Raw genomic sequence first — 20,445 nt, forward strand, 5'->3', positions numbered from 1 at the left:
CCGTATCTGTTCCTTACTGATTGCGGGCACGGGGGACTTCGTTGAATGAAGGTGGCGGATCAGCCGTCCAGATTCCAGGACCGGTCGCGCCCTTTGCGCTTATAATGCACATGATATTTGAAACGGTCGGGCCGGTAATGACCATGGATCACCTGAACGGGTCGACCGGCCTTGTCGCGCATCACCCGCTCAATCTTCAACACCGGTGCGCCCGCCGCAAGGTCCAGGGCGGTGGCCATGACAGGGTCGGCGGCGACGGTCGTGATCCATTGCTCCGCCTCATAGACGATCACGCCCTTCTGCTCCAGCAGCACCAGGGTGGGGATGGTTTCCATCTCCGTCCGGGTAATGTGGGCCGCAATGTCGGTCGGCATGAACTGGATCAGGTAGCTGAACGGTTCCCCCGATAGCTGTCGCAGGCGCACGGCCCGCTGCACCGGAGTGCCCGGTTCCATATCCAGCAGCGCTGCGATAGGGGCGGGGGCCGGCTGTTCCGCCACTTCCAGCACCTGCACCTCTGTTTCCAGGCCCAACGTCTTCAGGCTTTCGATCAGATTGTCAAAGCTGCCATGGACCTGGGGCAGGGCAGCCGATGCGGTGACAACGGTACCACGCCCACGATGGCGCGTGACCAGATCATGGGCCGCCAGTTCGTTCAGCGCCCGTTTGACGGTGATGCGGGAGACATCAAACAGTTTCGCCAGTTCCTGTTCACCCGGCATGATCGCATTGGCCGGAAACTCACCGGTGCGGATTTTCTCCCGCAGGACCAGATAGATCTGGTGATAGAGCGGGGTCGGCGCACCATGATCCAGTTGATCGGCGTGCAGTCCTGCGGTGGATAGCGGCTGGTCCATAGGGTCTTTGTCCGATTTACGCAAAACTGGCGGCTACTTTGTTCTTATCTGCACCGGGATTGGCGGCCCGGTGGGAGGCATCGTTAACCACGGTGTGGACAGGGGGATGAACCCTTTGCCCCACACCCTGCTTTCCGATTGCTGATGGTGATTATGCCTACAATAATGATCGATCAATATACCATTATTGCCGAGGCACATATGTCGGTCGATCGGTCGGAGTTCAGGCAGGGCTGGAAAGTGGTTCTGGCCTCGGCATTGGGGATCGGCACCGGCCTGTCGCCGATCCCGATTTATACGCTGGGGGTCTTTGTTGGCCCCTTGTCCCAGGAATTCGGCTGGGGCGTTGACCAGATCATGGTCGCCATGATGTTCATGACCCTGGGTGCCCTGGTGGCGGGGCCGCTGGCGGGCATGCTGGCCGACCGGTTTGGCGTGCGACTGGTGGCACTCTCCTCGGTTGCCCTGTTCGGGCTGACGCTGGCGGGCTTCGCCCTGTCCAATGGCTCCCTGGTCATGTTTTATGCGAACTGGGTTTTGATGGCGGCGCTCGGTGCCGGCACCTTGCCCATCACCTGGACGCGGGCGGTAAATAACTGGTTTAACGCCAATCGCGGCTTGGCTTTGGGCCTGTCGCTGCTGGGCACAGGTCTGTTCGGGGCCGGGGCCAAGCTCTATGCCAATTTCCTGATCGGGGAGGTGGGCTGGCGCATGGCCTATGTCGGGCTGGCGCTGCTGCCGCTGATCATTGCCCTGCCCATCGGGCTGCTGTTCTTCCACGATGCGGGCGATGCCAAGGCCAAGGGGGCGCCGCTGCTGCGGCCAGCCGGGGGGCTGAGCGTCGGGCAGGCGATCCGGGGTTATCGCTTCTGGGTGCTGGCGCTGGCCTTCGTACCCATTTCCTTTGCGGTGGGCGGCCCCATCCCGAACCTGGAAAAGATCCTGGGCACCAAGGGCATGGATGTGCAGCAGGCGGTACAGGTCGCCAGCCTGATGGGGCCGGCGGTGATTGCTGGCCGCGTGCTGGGGGGCTGGCTGATTGACCGGTTCTGGGCGCCGGGGGTGGCCTTTATCCTGCTGGCAATGCCGGCGCTGGCCTGCTGGCTGCTGACCCATGGGGAGGTGAGCAGCGGTGCCGCCATCTTCTCCGTTCTGTTGATCGGTTTCGCGGCGGGTGTGGAATATGACATCATGGCCTTCCTGGTCAGCCGCTATTACGGCATGAAGGCCTATGGTGCCATTTATGGCCTGATGTATGGGTTTTTTGCGCTCGGGGCCGGCTTCGGGCCTTGGGCTTTCGGGCGCATTTTCGTGGAAACCGGCACCTATGATGCGGGTCTGATCTGGGGCGGTGTCGGCTTTGTGTTTGGTGCCACGCTGCTTTTAACCCTTGGCCGCTATCCCAATCCGGACAGCCTGCAGGCCCCTTCAGCGGAGAGTAAATAATGCCCGCCTATATGATCATCACCGCGCATATCCGCGACCGGGAAGGCTTTGTTGCTACCTATGCCAAGGCGGCGGCCGGGCTGGTGGCCAAGCATGGCGGTGAATATGTGTTCCGCGGCCAGGGGCCCGGCATCGCGCTGGAGGGGGATGCCGATGATGGGGCCGTGGTGCTGGTCAGCCGCTGGCCGGACATGGCGACGCTCCGCGGCTTTTGGGAAAGCCCCGACTATGTGGCCTTGAAGGCCTTGCGCCAGGATCTGGCCGATGTCCGCGTCCTGGCGGTGGAAGGGGAATGGGTGGGCTGAGGGCCCAAGGCGGGCGTCAAAGAATGCCCGCCTTGTCCAGCGCGTCGATCACCCGCATCTGCCGTTCCCGGTAAAAGGCCGGGCCGTCCGGCGGGGTAACGGTTCCGTCCGGGGCGACCATGCCATTGCGCAGTTGGGCCTCTCCGGCGGCATAGGCATCGGCGAACAGGCCCAAAGGCAGGCGGGAGGGCATGTTGCCCATGCCGGGCCGCCGCCGCCAGGCTCGCAGGGCGGCCAGATCAATGCTGGCATTGGCGGTCATGCTCTCCCCATAGCCGGTTTCCGCCAATATCTGCCCGCGATAATCGATGATTTTTGAGCCGGCATCGGTAGATGCTGCGGGAATGGCGATATCGGCGATCCCGGCGGAATTGGCTGAGACGATATAAGCCAGATTTTCAATCGCGCGGGCTTGCTTGGCGATATTTTTCGGCGTGGGCAGGGTGCTTGCCACCTCGGAAGAGGAATGGACAAAGATTTCCACCCCCCGCAGGGCATGCGCGCGGGCGATCTCCGGATAAAGAATTTCCTCTGACGCGATGGCCGCCAGCCGGCCGATTTCCGTTTCCGCCACCGGGAAAATGGCATCCGTCCCATAGATGCCGACATACCGGTCCCAGACATCATAGGGGCTGGGCGCGAACATGGAAATCAGCCGGCGATAGCGCAGCACAACCGCCCCATCCGGCGCCAGCACGAAACTGGCCTGGAAATACAGGCCGGGGAAATGCGGGTCGCGTTCATAGGCATTGCCGGCGATGAAACAATCCGCCGCCCGCGCCATCTCCCCCAGCGCCTTATATTCCGGCCCGTCCAGATCCAGCGCTGCCTTGTCCGCCCAAACGGCGGGGCCTTCCCCCATGGGGAAGCCGGTCAGGAAATATTCCGGCAGCACAACAAGCCGCACATCCGGTCCGATAAACCGTTTGGAAGCAATCACCTGTTCGCGGATGCGGGCGATGCTGTCCGCCATACGCTGGCGTGCTGTAGCCCGGTCCAGGCAGCGGTTCACGGAATGACAGGTGACCTGAAGGGCCAGGGCCATGTAAGGGGTGACAGATGTCATCAGCATCTTCCTTCCAAATGGCGCGCAGAGGTTTGATGATATTTCTATCGTGACGTTACTGTTATTGATATAACTTTATATCAATAAAGAGGAAGGCGTCATGGAAATCCCCGTCCGCAATCCCCGCACCGGCTTGATTGATCATCATATCCATGCAGCTGACAGCGCGGCGGTGGCGGCAACCGCGCAGCACCTGCGTCGCGGGCTGGCCGGGTGGCGGGCGATGGGGCTGGCGGGAAGGGCGGCAGCGCTGGAGGCTTTCAGCCAGGCCCTTGCCGCTCGGGCCGGGGAGATTACGAACGCGCTTGCCACCGATACAGGCCGCCAGCGCATCGCGGGGCTGGAACTGGACGGGGTGCGCGGTGCCATTGCCGGCTGGATTGCCGCCACGCCGGGCCTGCTGCCGGAAGGGTGGGTGGCCGGGCGCGGTAACCCTGCCATCAATCATGCGCCCCACTGGGTGCCCTATCATCTGGTGGGTGTGATCAGTCCCTGGAACTTCCCCCTGACCCTTTCCCTGATTGATGCCATTCCGGCCTTGCTGGCTGGTTGCGCCGTGATGATCAAACCATCGGAGGTGACCCCGCGTTTTGCCCGCCCGTTGGCCGATGCGGTGGCGGCGGCCGGCCTGTCGGATGTGCTGGCCATAGTTCAGGGCGATGGCAAAACCGGTCAGGCGCTGGTGGACGCAGTTGATTGTGTCTGTTTCACCGGATCGGTGGCGACCGGCCGCAAAGTGGCTGTCGCAGCAGCGCAAAGGCTGATCCCGGCTTTCCTGGAATTGGGGGGCAAAGACCCGCTGATCGTCCTGGAAGGGGCTGATCTGGACGCGGCTGTAACGGCGGCCCTGCGCGGATCGGTGCTGGCGACGGGCCAAGCCTGCCAATCCATCGAGCGTATTTATGTCGCCCGCCGCCTTTACGCGGATTTTGTGAGTCGGCTGGCGGCGGCGGCGGAAAAGGCCCGTTTGAACACACCGGACATATCCCAGGGCGAAATCGGGCCGATCATCTTTGATCGGCAGGCGGAGATATTACGACACCAGATTGAGGATGCGGTGGCGCGGGGCGCCCGCATCGTGACGGGGGGTGTGGTTGAGGATCATGGCGGGCTTTGGCTGCGCCCGACTGTACTGGTTGATGTCACCCATGAGATGGCGGTGATGCGGGAGGAAACATTCGGCCCCCTGCTGCCGGTCATGGTTTTTGATGATGTGGAACAGGCCATCATCCTGGCCAATGACAGCCAATATGGCCTGTCCGCCGCGGTTTTTGCCGCCGATACGGATCAGGCGGCGGCGGTGGGGCGGCGTCTGGTGGCCGGTGCCGTCAGCCTGAATGACGCTGCCTTGACCGCCCTTTTCCATGAGGCACCGAAGCAGAGCTTCCGTGACAGTGGTCTGGGACCGTCGCGGATGGGGCTGGATGGCTATACCCGTTTCTTCCGCCGTCAGGCGCTGATCGCCCAGACCGGGCATCCTCTGCCTTTGGCTGCTTTCGCCGAGGATGCTTGAAGCGGCGTGACAAAGCGTCCATGTTGTACTAATGATCTAACAATAGATCATTTTAGATGGTCGCGATGGGGCGGCCATGGGTGTTGGGGGGACGAGGTATGGGGCGATCACTGATCGAAAAATTGTGGGAACGGCATCGCGTCGCCGATCTGGGTGACGGGACGGACCTGCTTTATATCGATCGTGTGCTACTGCATGAGCGCACGGGCTCCATGGCCTTGAAAGGGTTGAAGGAGCAGGGGCGCGCCGTGCGCCATCCCGACCGGGCGTTCGTCTGCATGGACCATATTGTCGATACGTTCCCCGGCCGGGGGGATGAGACGACAATGCCCGGTGGCACCGCCTTCATTCGGGAAACGCGGGAGGCGGCGACGGAAGCCGGTATCCGCATCTTTGATATTGGCGATAATCGCCAGGGCATTGTGCATGTCGTGTCGCCGGAACAGGGCATCGCCCTGCCGGGTGCCACGCTGGTCTGCCCGGACAGCCATACCTGCACCCAGGGCGGGTTGGGCGCGCTGGCCTGGGGCATCGGCTCTACCGAGGCGGCGCACGCGCTGGCCACCCAGACGCTGGTGGTGAAGCGGCCCCGCACCATGCGGGTGTGGTTTGACGGCGCGCTGCCGGCGGGCGTGGGGGCGAAGGACATGATCCTGCACCTGATCGCCAGCCATGGGGCCGGTGGTGGTTCCGGCTATGCCATTGAATTTGCCGGTCCGGCGGTGGAAGCCCTGTCGGTGGAAGCGCGCATGACCCTGTGCAACATGGCGGTGGAATTTGCCGCCTGGACCGGGCTGGTGGCGCCGGATGCCAAGACCATCGACTGGGTGAAGGGCCGGCCCTTCGCACCTGCGGGCGATTTGTGGGAACAGGCGGTAGCCGACTGGCAGAGCCTTACCAGTGACGCGGATGCCGTTTTCGACAAGGAAATCCGGGTCGATTGCGCTGATATCGCGCCCACCGTCACCTGGGGCACCAGCCCGCAACATGCCGTGCCTGTGACGGGCCAGGTGCCGGACCCGGCAGGCATCGCCGATCCCGTGGCCGCCCAGGCCCAGCGCCGGGCGCTGGATTATATGGGCCTTGCCCCCGGTGACAGTCTGATCGGCCTGCCCATCGATGGCGCCTTTATCGGAAGCTGCACCAACAGCCGCCTGTCCGATCTGCGCGCCGCCGCCGCGATCCTGAAGGGTCGCAAGGTGGCCAAGGGCGTGCGCGCCATCTGCGTGCCCGGTTCCATGCAGGTGAAGGCGGCGGCAGAGGCCGAGGGCCTGCACCTGCTGTTCCAGGAAGCCGGGTTTGAATGGCGGGAGAGCGGCTGTTCCATGTGCTTCTTTGCTGGTGGGGAGCATTTCGGCAAGGGCGAACGGGTGGTCACATCCACCAACCGCAATTTCGAAAACCGGCAGGGGCCGGGGACCCGGTCGCATCTGGCCAGCCCCGTGACGGTGGCGGCATCCGCCATTGCTGGCCATATCGCTGATCCGCGTCGCCTGGGGGAGGCTTGAGCCATGGAAAAATTCACCCGACTGACCGGCGTTGCCGCCCCCCTGTTCCGCGCCAATATCGACACCGACGCCATCATCCCCTCGCGGGAGATGAAGCGCGTGTCGAAGGAAGGGCTGGGGGAGGGCATGTTTGCCGACTGGCGCTACAGCGATGTGGCCGCCCGTGTGGAAAATCCGGATTTCGTGCTGAACCGCCAGCCCTACCGCAAGGCACCCATCCTGATGGGCGGGCCCAATTTCGGCTGCGGCTCCTCGCGTGAACATGCGGTCTGGGCTCTGCAGGATTATGGCGTGCGCTGCGTCATCGCCCCCAGCTTCGGCGCCATCTTCCAGGGTAATTGTGTGCGCAACGGCATCCTGCCGCTGGTCCTGCCGGAACCGTCGATCGTCGCATTGGTGGAACAAGCAGACCCGCAGATCCTGACCATTGATCTGGCTGCGCAGACCGTGCGCACGCCGGACGGGACGGAACTGCCCTTCACCATCCCGCCGGCCGACAAGGAAATGCTGCTGGAAGGGCTGGACGCCATCGGCGTCACCCTGAAGCGCCTGCCCACCATCCAGTCATTCGAAGGCGCCTATCGCGCGCGCCATCCGTGGCTTTTTTTCTGAAACATCCGATTGCCGAGGTTGCGCCATGTCGCAGAATGATAATGCCGCCCCCCTGCCGCTGGCCGGGCTGAAAGTCATTGAATTCACCCATATGGTGATGGGCCCCACGGTCGGCATGGTGCTGGGTGACCTGGGTGCCGATGTCATCAAGGTGGAACCGATCGGCGGCGACAATACCCGCCGCCTGCTGGGATCGGGCGCCGGCTATTTCCCCATGTATGGCCGCAACAAGCGCAGCCTGTCGATTGACCTGAAGTCGCCGGAAGGCAAGGCCATCGCCCTGGAACTGATCGATGAGGCAGATGTGCTGATCGAGAATTTCCGCCCCGGCGCCATGGAGGCCCTGGGCTTTGGCGAGGAAGCGCTGAAGGCGCGTAATCCCGGCCTGGTCTATTGCTCGGCCAAGGGTTTCCTGTCCGGCCCCTATGAACATCGCGCGGCCTTGGACGAGGTGGCGCAGATGATGGGCGGGCTTGCCTATATGACCGGCCCGCCGGGCCGCCCCTTGCGTGCCGGCGCGTCGGTGATCGACGTGATCGGCGGCCTGTTCGGTGTGATCGGCGTGCTGGCTGCCCTGATCCAGCGCGGCACGCTGGGCCGTGGCCAGACGGTCAAGTCGGCTTTGTTCGAGAATTGCGTGTTCCTGGTCGGCCAGCATATGGCCCAGTATGTGGTGACGGGCACGGCGGCCCGCCCCATGCCGGTGCGCATCTCCGCCTGGGCCATCTATGACCAGTTCCAGACCAAGGACGAGCAGACCGTCTTTGCCGGTGTCGTCACCGACGGTCAGTGGGTTGGTTTCTGCAAGGCGTTCGGCCTGGATGATTTCGCCGCTGACGAGACGCTGGCCCGGAATAATGGCCGCGTGCAGGCCCGCGACCGCATCATTCCGCGCGTGCAGGAACTGTTCAAGACCTTCACCAAGGAAGAGCTGCTGGCCAGGCTGGAGGAGATCGGACTGCCGTTCGCCCCCATCAACCGGCCGGAAGATCTGTTCGAAGACCCGCATCTGGCGGCATCCGGCGGCCTGCTGGATATGCACCTGCCGGGCGATGACCGCCCGATCCGCCTGCCGGCCCTGCCGGTGGAACTGGATGGCCAGCGTCCGGCCCTGGTGCGCGATCTGGCCAAGCCGGGTGAACATTCAGCCGAAGTCCTGGCTGAGCTTGGTTATGGCAGCGACCGTATCGCCGACCTGACGGCGCGCGGCATCATCGTGCAGGCGGAGGCTTGATCATGGCGGGCACATTCATCGAGATTTCCGAGGTCGGTCCCCGCGACGGACTGCAGAGCATCAGCCCCATCATGCCGACCGAAGCCAAGAAGGCCTGGATCGCGGCGGAAGCGGCTGCCGGAGTGCGGGAGATCGAGGTTGGTTCCTTCGTGCCGGCCAAGATCCTGCCGCAGCTTGCCGACACGGCGGAGATCGTGGCCTATGCCCGCACCATCCCCGGCCTGACCGTGGCGGTGCTGGTGCCCAACCTGCGCGGCGCGGAAGCTGCCGTCGCGGCTGGCGCCCACAAGATCACCATCCCGCTGTCGGTGTCGGAAACCCACAGCCTGCGCAATGTGCGGCGCACGCACGCGCAGATGCTGGAGGAAACCGCCGCCATCGCGGCGCTGATCAAGGCCCAGCCGCCGGAGAACCGCGCGAAGTTCGAAGGCGGCCTGTCCACGGCTTTCGGCTGCACCCTGGAAGGGGTGGTGCCGGAGGCGAAGGTGCTGGAAATCGCCGAGGCGCTGATGAAGGCTGGCTGTGACGAGGTCGGCCTGTCCGACACCACCGGCTATGCCAACCCGGCGCAGGTAAAGCGCATGATCCGCGCCGTGCGCGGCGTGGTGGGCGATCATGCCTGTTCCGGCGTGCATCTGCATAATACGCGCGGCCTGGGGCTTGCCAATGCGCTGGCCGCCCTGGATGAAGGGATCACGACGCTGGACGCCTCCCTGGGCGGCATTGGCGGCTGCCCGTTCGCGCCGGGTGCGTCGGGCAATATCGTGACGGAAGATCTGGCCTTCATGCTGGCCGCCATGGGCTATGACACCGGGATCGACCTGGAAAAGCTGCTGGCGGTGCGCGATGTGGTGAAGCAGGCCTTGCCGGATACGGAAATGTACGGCTTCACCCCCGATGCCGGCCTGCCCAAAGGGTTCAATGGCGCTTGGGGCGTGTGAGGGCTCCGGCCTGATACATGGCAGGATGGGGCCGGGGTGATAAGGGCTTGACGGGGAAGGCACGAACGGTTTGGGTGCCATTACCTTTCTGTATGGTCACCTTGAACGAGGTTCCTTGATGCCGCCCGGCCCCCGGCACCGTGGTCGCCCGCTTTCGGACGTCCGGCTTTTTGAGCCGGATGTCCGCGACGGTTTCGATCCGGCAACATTCCAGCGCGGTGATAATTACCAGCGCCGCGGCAAGGTGCTGGAAATGGTGCTGGAAGAGGCCGAAGACGGGCCGGAACTGCTGTCAGCCGTGGCAGGCAGCGGCGGTAATGTCTATGAAGTCGCCATTGAACTGACGCCGGTCGGGGGTGGGGCCGATTTCACCTGCTTCTGTTCCTGCCCGGTGGAGGTGGGCTGCAAACATGCCGCCGCCACTCTGCTCCATGCTATCAGGCAGGGTTGGTTCAACCCGGCGGGCATAACAACGGTCCGGCCTGGTAAGGGTTTGTCTGGAGCACTCACCCCCACCAAGGCGAAGGCAGTTGATCCGCTGGCGGGGCCGTTACGGGCATGGCTTGATCACCTGGAGATGAGCGCGGGCAATGTGCCGCCGCCAGCACAAGGCCAACCGGTAAAGAAAGCCCCGGCAGCGGAAGTGCTGCTTTATTGTTTCGACGTGAAATCCTACCCCAACGGGTCGGACAGCACCGTCCTGTCCCTGATCGCCACCAGACCGTTAAAAAATGGCGGCTGGGGGGCCGGGCGTCCTGTGGGCCTGGACACAGTGGCCAGCTCCACCGCCCGCCATGTCTCCGATGCTGATCGCGCCATTGCCCGTATTCTGACTGGCGATCATCGCCGGGACAATAACTGGCCCGTGAGCGGCAACCCGGAAATCCTGGAATGGGTGATGGAACGGATATTGGCGTCCGGCCGTGCCCATTGGCAATCCAAGGATGGGGTGGGCATGTTCCGGGGGCCGGACCGCGCGGGTCGTCTGGGCTGGCGGCTTAACGCGCGGGCCAACCAGATCTTGGTGCTGGAACCGGAAGAGGGAAACGGCATGGTCTTGCCCGGTCCCTGTCCCTGGGTTGTCGATCCCGAGACGGGGGCGTGTGGCAGGCTGGTTCTGCCGGTCCCGGCGGAAATGCTGGGTGCGCTGCTGACAGCGCCAGCCATTCCACCGGAGGCGGCGGCCCCCTTGGCGGCAGCGCTGCGGCAACGCTTTCCCGCTTTGCCCATCGCATCGCCCCGTTCCGATATCATGCTGGTCGCGGATGATAGTCCGCCCACGCCTGTCCTGCGCCTGACCAGCCAGCATGTGCCAGCCGATCCCTATTGGGGGCACAATAGCGCCGGGGCGGGGGACTGGGTGGATGGTGCCTGGCTGTCCTTTGATTACGGTATCGGGACCAACCTGACACCGACCAACCCGGCGACGGAGTTCCGGGAGGTGGACGGGCCGCATGTCCGGGTCCGCAAACGCCGTCCTGATGTGGAAAAGGCGGCCATGGCCCGCCTGCTGGCGGCAGGATTGGCATCGCCCGACCCTTATGACCGCCGCGTGGTCCAGGCCCTGAAGGATGGGGGGATGACCTTCCCCACGGTTCGCGATCCCAAGAATTATGGCCGGTTTCTGCCCGCCAACCCCTTTGCCTGGCCTGCCTTCATGATGGATGTGGTGCCCAAGCTTATCGCGGATATCTGGCGGGTGGAAATTGCTGAAGGGTTCCGCCACCGCACCATCCATGCCGATGGCGACTGGCAGGCGGAGATCGAAGATCGGGGCGGCTGGTGGTTCTCCCTGGATATCGGGATCGAGGTGGAGGGGGAGCGCGTGCCGCTGCTGCCGGTGCTGATCGCGGCACTGGCCGGCCTGAAACCGGGCGCGTCGCTGGAAAGCCTGTCCCATGGCGGTATGTTGTACAGCCCCTTGCCGGACGGCCGCACCCTGGCCCTGCCCTTTGATCGTGTCCGCCGCCTTGTCGAAGTTCTGGTGGAATTGTTCGGTGACCGCCCACCGGGCGACGGCACATCCATCGACCTGTCATTGGCCCAGGCCGTGGGGCTGGAGGCGATTGCCGAGGCGACGCGCCTGCGCTGGGTGGGTGCCCCCCGGCTGCGCGATCTGGTGGATCAGTTGCGGCAAACCGGTATCGGCATGACCGACCGTTCCGTCCCGGCGCAGTTCCGCGCCCAGTTGCGCGACTATCAGCAGGTCGGCTTTGGCTGGATGCAATTCCTGGCGGAACAGGGGCTCGGGGGCGTGCTGGCCGATGATATGGGGCTGGGCAAGACGGTGCAGACCCTGGCCCATATGCTGGCGGAGAAGATGTCGGGGCGGATGCAGGGACCCTTCCTGGTTGTCTGCCCGACCAGCCTGGTCGCCACCTGGCGGGACGAGGCGGCGCGCTTCGCCCCCGACCTGGCGGTGCTGGTGATGCACGGACAGGGACGTGCGCGCGATGCCGACGCTTTTCAGGGAATGGATGTGGTGATCAGCACCTATCCACTTCTGATCCGGGATGATGACCTGCTGACCGGCGTGGACTGGCACGGTGTGGTGTTGGACGAGGCGCAGGCGATCAAGAATCCGGCGTCGCGCTGGACCCAGGTTGCTTGTCAGCTCAAGGCGAACCACCGGATTTGCCTGACCGGCACGCCGGTGGAAAACCATCTGGGGGAGGCATGGTCGCTGTTCGCCTTCCTGATGCCGGGCCTGCTGGGGGATAGCAAGAATTTCGCCAAACTTTTCCGCACCCCGATTGAAAAGAAAAATGATGGGGAGCGGCGCCAACTCCTGTCCCGTCGTCTCAAACCCTTCCTGCTGCGCCGGACAAAGGCGGAAGTCGCAGCGGAACTGCCCCCCAAGACGGAGATGATCCGGTGGGTTGACCTTGCCGGTGGGCAGCGTGACCTTTACGAGACGCTGCGGCTGGCCATGGATAGCAAGGTGCGCGAAGCCATCGCCACCAAAGGGCTGGCCCGCAGTTCCATCATCATCCTGGATGCGTTGCTTAAATTGCGGCAAGCCTGCTGCGATCCAAGACTGGTGCGCCTTAAAGGGGCTGCCAAGACCAGCCCGGCATCGGCCAAGCTGGATCATCTGATGGAGTTTCTGCCAGCCCTGGTGGAGGAGGGGCGCCGTATCCTGCTTTTCTCCCAATTCACCAGCATGCTGGACTTGATCAAGCCGGAACTGAAGCGCGCCGACATTCCTTTTGTAGAGTTACGCGGGGATACGGTGGACCGCGAAGGCCCGGTCCGCGCCTTCCAGGCCGGCGAGGTGCCGTTGTTCCTGATCAGCCTGAAGGCCGGTGGCGTGGGCCTGACCCTGACCGCCGCTGACACGGTGATCCATTATGATCCCTGGTGGAACCCGGCGGTGGAAGATCAAGCCACCGACCGCGCCCACCGCATTGGCCAGGATAAGCCGGTTTTCGTCTATAAGCTGATCGCCACCGGCACGGTGGAAGAGCGGATGCTGGAATTGCAGGAGCGTAAGCGATCAGTTGCGACAGCCCTTTTCGACCCGGATGCCGCTGGTCCCCTGACCTTTACGGAAGAGGATCTGGCGGCCCTGTTCCAGCCAATCTGACGGGATCGGCTGAGGTCTGGCCGGGTCAGAAACCCGCGCCCGACTGCTGGGCGGGGGTGGGTTCACCCTGCAGTCGGTCCAATTGGGCAACGACCCGTTCCGACGCGGCTTCCACCAGGGCGATTTCTGCCATCGCACCATCCAGATCGCCGGCGTTGAACAGTTTGACTGCCTGGATGCCATGTTCATGCACGGACCGGTGCGGCGCTTCCAGGGCGGCATAGGCGGGGTGGCTGCGCAGCGGCAGGGATGCAGGACCATAATACCATTTGCCCAGGCGGCAGGCATCGTGGCGTGCCAACTCGTCCGCCTGCAATGTCTGCAGGCCGACAACCATATCGGCCAGCCGCTTCTTCCACATAATATGGTCAACCTTGGCGATCTTGACGATCTTGTTGGGAATATCCTGATCCATCAGGTCGGCCAATTGCTTGCCCAGCAGCGCTTCAACCCCGCGTGTCGCTTCCACATTGCGCATGATGGCCTGGCTGTTGCTTGCGGCACGGCTGGCGATATCGGTTACACCATGCGCCACTTCCTGGGCTGCCGCCGTCTGTTGCTGCAAGATGGCGGCAATTTCCGCCATCCGCTCGGTTGTGGTGTCCACCCGCGTGGTGACATCGGCAATGCGTGTGGAGACGTCCCGCATCCGGTCCTGACCTTCGGTCACCGCACGGGTACCTGCTTCCATTGAGCCGACAATGGTACGCATCTCGCTTTGCAGGTGGGCAAGCCGGGCGCGGATATCTTCCGTGGCCTGGGCGGTCTGATTGGCGAGGCTTTTCACCTCCGACGCGACAACGGCAAAGCCCTTGCCAGCTTCCCCCGCACGGGCCGCCTCAATCGTGGCATTGAGGGCCAGCAGGTTGGTCTGGGCGGCAATCGCCTCAATACTGCCCAGGATATCCTGGATACGGTCGGACGCCTCCGATAGCTCAGCCACCCGCGACGCGCTTTGCGTCACGGCACGGGCAATATCGTCCATGCCGCGCACAGCGTTGATCACGGCGTCGCGACCGCCGCTGGCCACATCATGGGCCTCCGCCGCCAGTCGGGCGACATCCTGGCTACGGGCGGAAATCTCATGCACGCCGGCCACCGTTTCCTCGGTCGCGGCGGCAATGGCCTGGGCCTGGCTGTCCACCGCCCGAAGCTGGCCGACCATCTCTGCATTGGCGATAGAAGCATCGTTGATGGCGCTGGCGACATCGACCGTCCGGTCCATCAATCCCGCCATGAAGCTGGGCTGAACGGGGGTGCCTGTCGGCTCGCCCGTATTGTCGGCTGTCGCCGGGGTAAGCAGGGTGGATAGGGCGTCGCCCACAAGGTGCCCCAAGACTGCGACTGCTTTTGCCGCCGCCCCCGGTCGCCAGCGGAACGTGGAAATCAGGCTTGCTGATATATCAGCTTGCAAATTGGCAAAGGCTGCTGCGGCAACAGCCGGGGAATGGCCAGAGGCCTGATATGCCGCCACTATAGCGGCTTTTTTCCCGGATGGCAGGCTACCTTCTATCAGCGCGCGCAAGGTAGAGATATCAAGTGCAGCAATATTAAGGCAATTGCGCAAGGTTTCCAAAGCGACATCATATCCCTGCCAGTGGTTGCCAGCACATGACGGCTTTCATTATTTGTCGTGGAAACCATTTTATCCCTGATCTGAAGAAAAATCCTGGGATAGGGTTTATCAATTTTATAAAAGACTGCAAGTGGGCCTAACCTTCTGCACCAGTCGGGCGGATTACAGAGAATTCATCCTTCGGCGCATGGTGTCGCCGATGAATGTAATGTTATATCGTGCGTGAAATGGGAAACAGCAACCGGTCCGGTATGATGCAAGCCCCCCTGTTAGACGTGAGCGATGTCCGGCATACCGCCGGCGGACGGGTAATCCTGTCCGTGCCACGGTTGATATTATCTTCCTGTCAGCACGGATTGCTGCTGGGCCCCAGCGGCAGTGGCAAAACAACATTGCTGCATGCGATCGCCGGGCTGATGATGCCGGACCAGGGGCGCATCGCGCTGCTGGGCCAGAATCTCACAGCCCTTGGGCGGGCTGGGCGTGACAGGCTGCGGGCCCGGCATATCGGCATTATCTTCCAGCAACTGCATCTGATCGCAGCGGTGAGTGTCGCGGACAATCTGCGGCTGGCGGCCCGGCTGGCCGGTAATGTCCCGGATGAGGAGGCGATTGCGCAATTGCTGTCCCGTGTCGGGCTGGCCGACCGGGCCCGCGCGCTGCCCGATGAACTTTCCCAGGGGGAGCGCCAGCGGGTGGCCGTGGCGCGGGCGCTGGTCAACCAGCCCGCCCTGCTTTTGGCTGATGAACCTACCAGCGCGCTGGATGATGCCAATTGCGAGGCGGTTATCATGCTGCTGCTGGAACAGGCGGGGTTGAGCGGGGCCACCTTGCTGGTCGCCACCCATGATCAGCGGCTGACCTCGCGCCTGCCGGTGCTGCTGAACCTTGCCAAACCGATGGAGCAGGCAGCATGACCATGCTGGGCTTGAGCCTTGCCTATCTGCGACGTCGCCCTTTGACGACGGCACTGAACCTGTTGCTGCTGGCCCTGGGCGTTGCGGTGATTGCCTTCCTGCTGCTGCTGGAGCGCGGGATGGAAAACCGGTTGGACCGTGATGTTGCCGGCATCGACATGGTGGTGGGCGCCAAGGGCAGTCCGCTGCAACTGGTGCTTTCCGCGGTGATGCAGGTGGATGTGCCCACCGGCAATGTGCCCCTTTCCGCCGTGGCTGAACTGCGGGCCAACCGTATGGTGCGCCAGGCCATTCCCGTTGCCACGGGCGATAGTTTCAGCGGTTTCCGCATTCTGGGTACCGAAGTCGCTTATATCAGCCACTATGGTGGGCACATGGCCTCGGGCCGTCTGTTCAACGCGCCGATGGAGGCAGTGCTCGGGGCTGAAGTTGCCGCACGCTCCGGCGTCACAGTAGGGGCGAAAATCATCGGCAGCCATGGCTTGACCGGCAATGGCGAGGCGCATGCCGATATGCCCTATACCGTCACCGGCATCCTGACCCGAACCGGCACGGTGCTGGACCGGCTGGTGCTGACGCCGGTGGAAAGTGTCTGGGCCGTTCATGACCACCACCATCATGACCATGAGCATGGGGGAGAGGGAGCAGAGGAGGCAGATGGTCATGATGACCATGGAGCCGCCGCGTTGCCGCAGGATGCCGCCCGCCCCGCCCATGACGATCATGATCACCACGATCATGACCATGTGGGAGAGGGCGAGGACCATGGCGCCTCTCGCGAGGTAACGGCCATCCTGGTCCGCTATGCCACGCCGCTGGCCGCCGCCCGCCTGCCGCGTCAGATCAACAGCGACACGGACATGCAGGCGGCCAGCCCGGCAGCGGAGATGCTGCGCCTGCGATCCCTGATGGGGATCGGGCTGGATGCCATGCGGTTGCTGGGGCTGGTCCTGATCCTGGCAGCCGGTCTTTCCACCTTCGTGGCATTGGCCAATTCCCTGCAAGAGAGACGCTATGATCTGGCGGTGATGCAGGCATTGGGGGCAGGCCGGATGCGGGTGACCGGCCAGATCTTGACGGAATCATTGCTGGTGGGTTTGGGCGGCACCTTGTTGGGCGTAGGCTTGGCCCATGCCGGCATCGCGGGCATGGCGGCGTTCTCCGCCCGTGCCCGCGATCTTGGCCTGTCCGCCGGTATCTTTGTGGTTTCGGAACTCTGGCTGCTGGTTTTTGCTTTGCTTGTGGCCTTGGCGGCGGCACTTTTACCCTCTATCCAGGTGTACCGTGCTGATGTCAGCCGTCTTCTGGCCAAGGGGTAGGGTTATGGCGCCGCTAAAAGCGCTGCTTGTTCCGGTGCTGCTGCTGCTGTACATGACCACGCCGGCATTGGCGTTCAAAGAGGTCAAGGACCCCGCGAAGGCTGCGCAGATCCATGATGATCCGCGTGCCGTGCCGCGTGCCACCTTAGGATGGGACAAGCTGGCCGGCACGACGGAGACGGAAAAGCGCATCCGTGATGTGGAGCGACCGGTTGCCGTCTTCACGCCGGATATCCAGGCCCTGGATGGTAAAACCTTTCTTGTCGCCGGCTTCTTCCTGCCACTGGATACGGGGGAGCGGAGCCGCAGCTTTCTGCTCTCCTCCCTGGCGCCGACCTGTCCTTTCTGCCCACCGCCGGGGCCAGCCGACCTGATCCAGGTCAGTGCAGCAGAACCGGTAACGGCGACGCTGGATCAGGTCCGGTTGCAAGGCACCCTGCGCCTGTCGGCTGAGGATGAAAACGGCATTTATTTCCACCTGGAGGACGCGCGTGTCGTGCCGAATTCCTGAAGCAGCGCTTGCGGCCTTGCTGGTGCTGATGCCCACCCTGCCGGTGCAAGCCGGCGAGGATTATGGCTGCGGCAAGATTTACCAGAACCAGGATTGCGGCATCGCTGATTATCAGGCGATCCTGGACCAGCAGCAGGCAGCGGCAGCTGAAGCGGCAAAGGCATTGCCCCCGCCAGCGGACAATCCGGCGGGTGAGACGGCGCCCGCGTCCAACGACATGCGGCAGCGCGCGATAGAACTGTACCGCGCCCGGGCGGCCGCCATGGCCAACACGATGCAATGTTGCCATCCGGGGGCCGATGGCACGCTCTGGTGTCACTAATCCGGCCACCTCATTATGGCTGCCATAGCCGGGGCGACGCTTCCGATGGCAGGTTGAGGCACAGCACGGACCGCACCATGCCGGTGCCCTTGATGGGTGGGGACCGGTGTACGGCGCCCTGGCCGGGGCTGCCTCTGGCGCCCTTGAACAGGGCGACGGCCCCTTCCGGCACATCTTCCAGCGGGCCGCGATAGGCGCGTTGCTCCCGCAAGGCGGTCTCGGCCTGCTCGTCCGGTACAATCTGGGTGGCCGGGCCCCGATATGTCGCCAGCAGGCGCAGATGCACATGGTCGCGGTGGAACTTCCAGCACGCATCATGGGCCAGCCGGTCCAGGCGGATATCCACCACATCCGTGCCAGCGATGACTGCAAATTCGCTCACAAGCGCCAAGATATCCGCATGCAAAGCTACCCCAAGCGGCGTGAGGCCGATGGGCGTTCCCGATAGCATTGCCGTCAGGGCGGCGGGAACGTCTGGCAGCCAGACAAGGGCGCGGCCCTGCGGCAGGTGAGCGGGGCAAAGCCGCGCCATTCCGTCCAGCAGGGCACGCGGGGGCTGACGCTCCCAGATGGCGAGCGTTGTAGTCGGCTCAAGTACCCGGGACAGCACCGCCTTATCCCTTGATCGCGCCAGACCAGGATGATCCATGAGGGCTGTCACCTCACGCTTCTCCCTGCCGCTTCCAGCGGGGGAACGGATCAGGCAGGTTTTTCCATTTGGCGAGCGGCATATCATGGGCCTCAGGATCGCCAACCAGGGCATCATCCAGCCGGTGCCGGATCGCCGCTTCATCCATGTCGATGCCGATGAAGACCAGTTCCTGCCGACGGTCGCCATAGACGGGGTGCCATTTGCTCTTTATCGCCTGCTGATAGTCCGGCGCGTCGGGCCAGCGTTCGCGGGGGACATTGGCCCACCAGAAGCCTATGGCTTCATGCCGGACAAGAGCGCCCGCCTGGCTCAGTTCCCCCACCCATTCCGGCCGTGTGGCCAGCCAGAAATGGCCCTTGGCGCGGACGACACCGCGCCATTCCTCCTGAAAAAACTGGAACAGCTTTTCCGGATGGAACGGCCGACGCGCACGATAGACGAAGGAGGAAACGCCATATTCCTCCGTTTCCGGCTTGTGGTCCTTGAAGCCATGCAGTTCTTGGAACCAGAGCGGATGCTCCTGCGCCTTTTCATAATCGAAACGACCGGTATCCAGCACGCGCCCCAGATCGACCCGGCTTTGCGCGGTTTCGATCAGATCGGCACCTGGGTTCAGGGACCGGATGATCTTGCGGGCAAGGTCAGCCTGTTCCGGCGTGGCCGTATCCAGCTTGTTCAGAATGATGACATCGGCAAACTCAATCTGCTCAACCAGCAGATCCACCAGGGTCCGGTTATCGTCCTCCCCCAACGATTGCCCCCGGTCGCTGAGGAAATCGGTGGAGGCGTAGTCACGCAGCAGGTTCACGGCATCCACCACCGTGACCATCGTATCCAGCCGCGCGATATCGGACAGGCTGTCCCCGTTCTCGTCGCGGAAATCGAAAGTGGCGGCGATGGGCAGCGGCTCTGCGATGCCGGTGCTTTCAATCAGCAGGTAATCGAAGCGGCCTGTCGCCGCCAGTCGGCGTACCTCCAGCAACAGATCATCGCGCAGCGTGCAGCAGATGCAGCCATTGCTCATCTCCACTAGTTTTTCATCCGTGCGGGACAGGTCGCCACCGCCCGCGCGCACCAGATCGGCGTCGATATTCACCTCACTCATGTCATTGACGATGACAGCGACCCGGCGCCCTTCCCGGTTATTGAGGATATGGTTCAGCAGCGTGGTTTTTCCGGCGCCCAGAAAGCCGGAAAGAACGGTGACGGGAAGCAGGGGGTGGGACATGAGTCAATCCTGACACGGCAAAAACTAAGACCTGTCACACATATGTTATAACGTAACATTTATCAAGCAATGTCAGTGGGACGGTTCAGGCTGGCGGTTATGTGCCTTGGATAATTTTGTCGGAGACAGGGTCAGTCCGGTACAAAATCCAGGGCGATGCCGTTGATGCAGTAGCGCAGATAGGTTGGCGGGGGCCCGTCCTCAAATACATGGCCCAGATGGCTGCCACAGGTCGCGCAATGAACCTCAACCCGTACCATACCGAATTTGCGGTCAATGCTGGTGCCAACCGCACCGGGCAGGGGATCGTTGAAGCTGGGCCAGCCGGTGCCGCTTTCAAACTTTCCATTCGACTGGAAAAGCGCCTGGCCGCATCCGACACAGCAGAAACGGCCAGACCGTTTCTCACGCAAAAGGCCGCAGCTTCCTGGCGCTTCCGTGCCGTGGCGGCGCATGATCTGATATTGCGCGGGCGTAAGAAGACGTCGCCATTCCTCGTCAGTGCGTGTCACTGGGAACGGAGCTTTCATGTCATCGTCTGCCGTCATCCGATGTTTCCTTCTGATCCTGTTGTGACCACAGAAGCGATATAGGCTTTCTTGTCGAATGGATTATCCCTGATCCAGATGGGGTAGGGGCATCGTTTCCTCAAGCACCACCCCGATGCCCTCTGCCAGATCACACGCCTTCCGATAATGGGCGGAGGAGCAGGACGGCTATTATTCACGCTATAAACCATGGGTTGCCTTCTTGGGTGCTTAAATAGGCAACTCCGCTGGATCCAGGGCAGGCTTTTGAAATTTTTCTTTAGGGAATTATTTTGATTATTTGTGGATTTTTTATAAAAATACA

Annotated in this window: 18 protein-coding genes; 12 read left to right on the plus strand and 6 right to left on the minus strand. The window is 63.0% G+C overall.

Annotated features, from left to right (window positions below):
* Window positions 1-59: 59 nt before the first annotated feature.
* Complete coding sequence (locus G473_RS0113120; RefSeq protein ID WP_051330252.1) at window positions 60-857, minus strand: GntR family transcriptional regulator; 798 nt, start codon at window positions 855-857, stop codon at window positions 60-62.
* 201 nt (window positions 858-1,058) lie between these two features.
* Between G473_RS0113120 and G473_RS26820 the strand changes: the two genes are divergently transcribed.
* Both G473_RS26820 and G473_RS0113130 read left to right on the plus strand, forming a co-directional pair.
* Window positions 1,059-2,303, plus strand: a complete 1,245-nt coding sequence (locus tag G473_RS26820; RefSeq protein ID WP_161630988.1) for an MFS transporter — start codon at window positions 1,059-1,061, stop codon at window positions 2,301-2,303.
* Complete coding sequence (locus G473_RS0113130; RefSeq protein ID WP_029013472.1) at window positions 2,303-2,608, plus strand: DUF1330 domain-containing protein; 306 nt, start codon at window positions 2,303-2,305, stop codon at window positions 2,606-2,608. The genes G473_RS26820 and G473_RS0113130 overlap by 1 nt, the downstream gene beginning before the upstream one ends.
* A gap of 16 nt (window positions 2,609-2,624) precedes the next feature.
* Here G473_RS0113130 and G473_RS0113135 read toward each other — a convergent pair whose 3' ends face one another.
* On the minus strand, window positions 2,625-3,674 hold the full coding sequence (locus G473_RS0113135; protein WP_051330291.1) for a nitrilase-related carbon-nitrogen hydrolase: 1,050 nt from the start codon (window positions 3,672-3,674) through the stop codon (window positions 2,625-2,627).
* A gap of 100 nt (window positions 3,675-3,774) precedes the next feature.
* Here G473_RS0113135 and G473_RS0113140 point away from each other — a divergent pair, with 100 nt between their 5' ends.
* The 6 genes from G473_RS0113140 (at window position 3,775) to G473_RS26825 (ending at window position 13,068) form a co-directional block, all read left to right on the plus strand.
* A complete protein-coding gene (locus tag G473_RS0113140; protein WP_029013474.1) occupies window positions 3,775-5,187 on the plus strand; it encodes an aldehyde dehydrogenase family protein in 1,413 nt (470 codons plus the stop codon).
* Window positions 5,188-5,285: 98 nt separating this feature from the next.
* Window positions 5,286-6,695, plus strand: coding sequence for a 3-isopropylmalate dehydratase large subunit (gene leuC / locus G473_RS0113145; protein WP_029013475.1), 1,410 nt, complete (start codon window positions 5,286-5,288; stop codon window positions 6,693-6,695).
* A 3-nt stretch (window positions 6,696-6,698) separates the two neighbouring features.
* Window positions 6,699-7,307, plus strand: a complete 609-nt coding sequence (leuD, locus tag G473_RS0113150) for a 3-isopropylmalate dehydratase small subunit (RefSeq protein WP_029013476.1) — start codon at window positions 6,699-6,701, stop codon at window positions 7,305-7,307.
* 25 nt (window positions 7,308-7,332) lie between these two features.
* Window positions 7,333-8,541, plus strand: a complete 1,209-nt coding sequence (locus tag G473_RS0113155; protein WP_029013477.1) for a CaiB/BaiF CoA transferase family protein — start codon at window positions 7,333-7,335, stop codon at window positions 8,539-8,541.
* A 2-nt stretch (window positions 8,542-8,543) separates the two neighbouring features.
* Window positions 8,544-9,482, plus strand: a complete 939-nt coding sequence (locus tag G473_RS0113160; protein ID WP_029013478.1) for a hydroxymethylglutaryl-CoA lyase — start codon at window positions 8,544-8,546, stop codon at window positions 9,480-9,482.
* 118 nt (window positions 9,483-9,600) lie between these two features.
* Window positions 9,601-13,068 carry a DEAD/DEAH box helicase gene (locus tag G473_RS26825; protein WP_051330254.1) on the plus strand — a complete coding sequence of 1,156 codons (3,468 nt, stop codon included), beginning with the start codon at window positions 9,601-9,603 and terminating at the stop codon, window positions 13,066-13,068.
* Between the two features lie 25 nt (window positions 13,069-13,093).
* Here G473_RS26825 and G473_RS26830 read toward each other — a convergent pair whose 3' ends face one another.
* Window positions 13,094-14,392 carry a methyl-accepting chemotaxis protein gene (locus G473_RS26830; RefSeq protein WP_245580060.1) on the minus strand — a complete coding sequence of 433 codons (1,299 nt, stop codon included), beginning with the start codon at window positions 14,390-14,392 and terminating at the stop codon, window positions 13,094-13,096.
* A gap of 503 nt (window positions 14,393-14,895) precedes the next feature.
* Between G473_RS26830 and G473_RS0113175 the strand changes: the two genes are divergently transcribed.
* Genes G473_RS0113175 through G473_RS0113190 form a run of 4 tightly spaced genes read left to right on the plus strand, consistent with a single transcriptional unit; the run spans window position 14,896 to window position 17,713 of the window.
* Window positions 14,896-15,561 (plus strand): ABC transporter ATP-binding protein, encoded by a 666-nt coding sequence (locus tag G473_RS0113175; RefSeq protein WP_210163318.1) that lies wholly within the window; start codon window positions 14,896-14,898, stop codon window positions 15,559-15,561.
* Window positions 15,558-16,880, plus strand: coding sequence for an FtsX-like permease family protein (locus G473_RS0113180; RefSeq protein ID WP_029013480.1), 1,323 nt, complete (start codon window positions 15,558-15,560; stop codon window positions 16,878-16,880). Before G473_RS0113175 ends, G473_RS0113180 begins: the two co-directional genes overlap by 4 nt.
* 4 nt (window positions 16,881-16,884) lie before the next feature.
* On the plus strand, window positions 16,885-17,391 hold the full coding sequence (locus G473_RS29340; protein ID WP_051330256.1) for a DUF3299 domain-containing protein: 507 nt from the start codon (window positions 16,885-16,887) through the stop codon (window positions 17,389-17,391).
* Window positions 17,372-17,713: a hypothetical protein gene (locus G473_RS0113190; RefSeq protein WP_154667401.1), complete on the plus strand. Its 342-nt coding sequence runs from the start codon at window positions 17,372-17,374 to the stop codon at window positions 17,711-17,713. Before G473_RS29340 ends, G473_RS0113190 begins: the two co-directional genes overlap by 20 nt.
* 13 nt (window positions 17,714-17,726) lie before the next feature.
* Here the strand turns inward: G473_RS0113190 and G473_RS29950 are convergent, their stop codons facing one another.
* From G473_RS29950 to msrB, 3 genes are all read right to left on the minus strand, one after another.
* Entirely contained in the window at window positions 17,727-18,323 is a 597-nt protein-coding gene (locus G473_RS29950; RefSeq protein ID WP_161630989.1) for a DUF1826 domain-containing protein, read from the minus strand.
* Window positions 18,324-18,375: 52 nt separating this feature from the next.
* Window positions 18,376-19,593 (minus strand): zinc metallochaperone GTPase ZigA, encoded by a 1,218-nt coding sequence (gene zigA, locus G473_RS0113200; RefSeq protein ID WP_029013482.1) that lies wholly within the window; start codon window positions 19,591-19,593, stop codon window positions 18,376-18,378.
* 131 nt (window positions 19,594-19,724) lie between these two features.
* A complete protein-coding gene (msrB, locus tag G473_RS0113205) occupies window positions 19,725-20,141 on the minus strand; it encodes a peptide-methionine (R)-S-oxide reductase MsrB (RefSeq protein ID WP_245580061.1) in 417 nt (138 codons plus the stop codon).
* Window positions 20,142-20,445 lie beyond the last annotated feature (304 nt).

The organism is Niveispirillum irakense DSM 11586, from assembly GCF_000429645.1.
Lineage (GTDB): Bacteria > Pseudomonadota > Alphaproteobacteria > Azospirillales > Azospirillaceae > Niveispirillum > Niveispirillum irakense.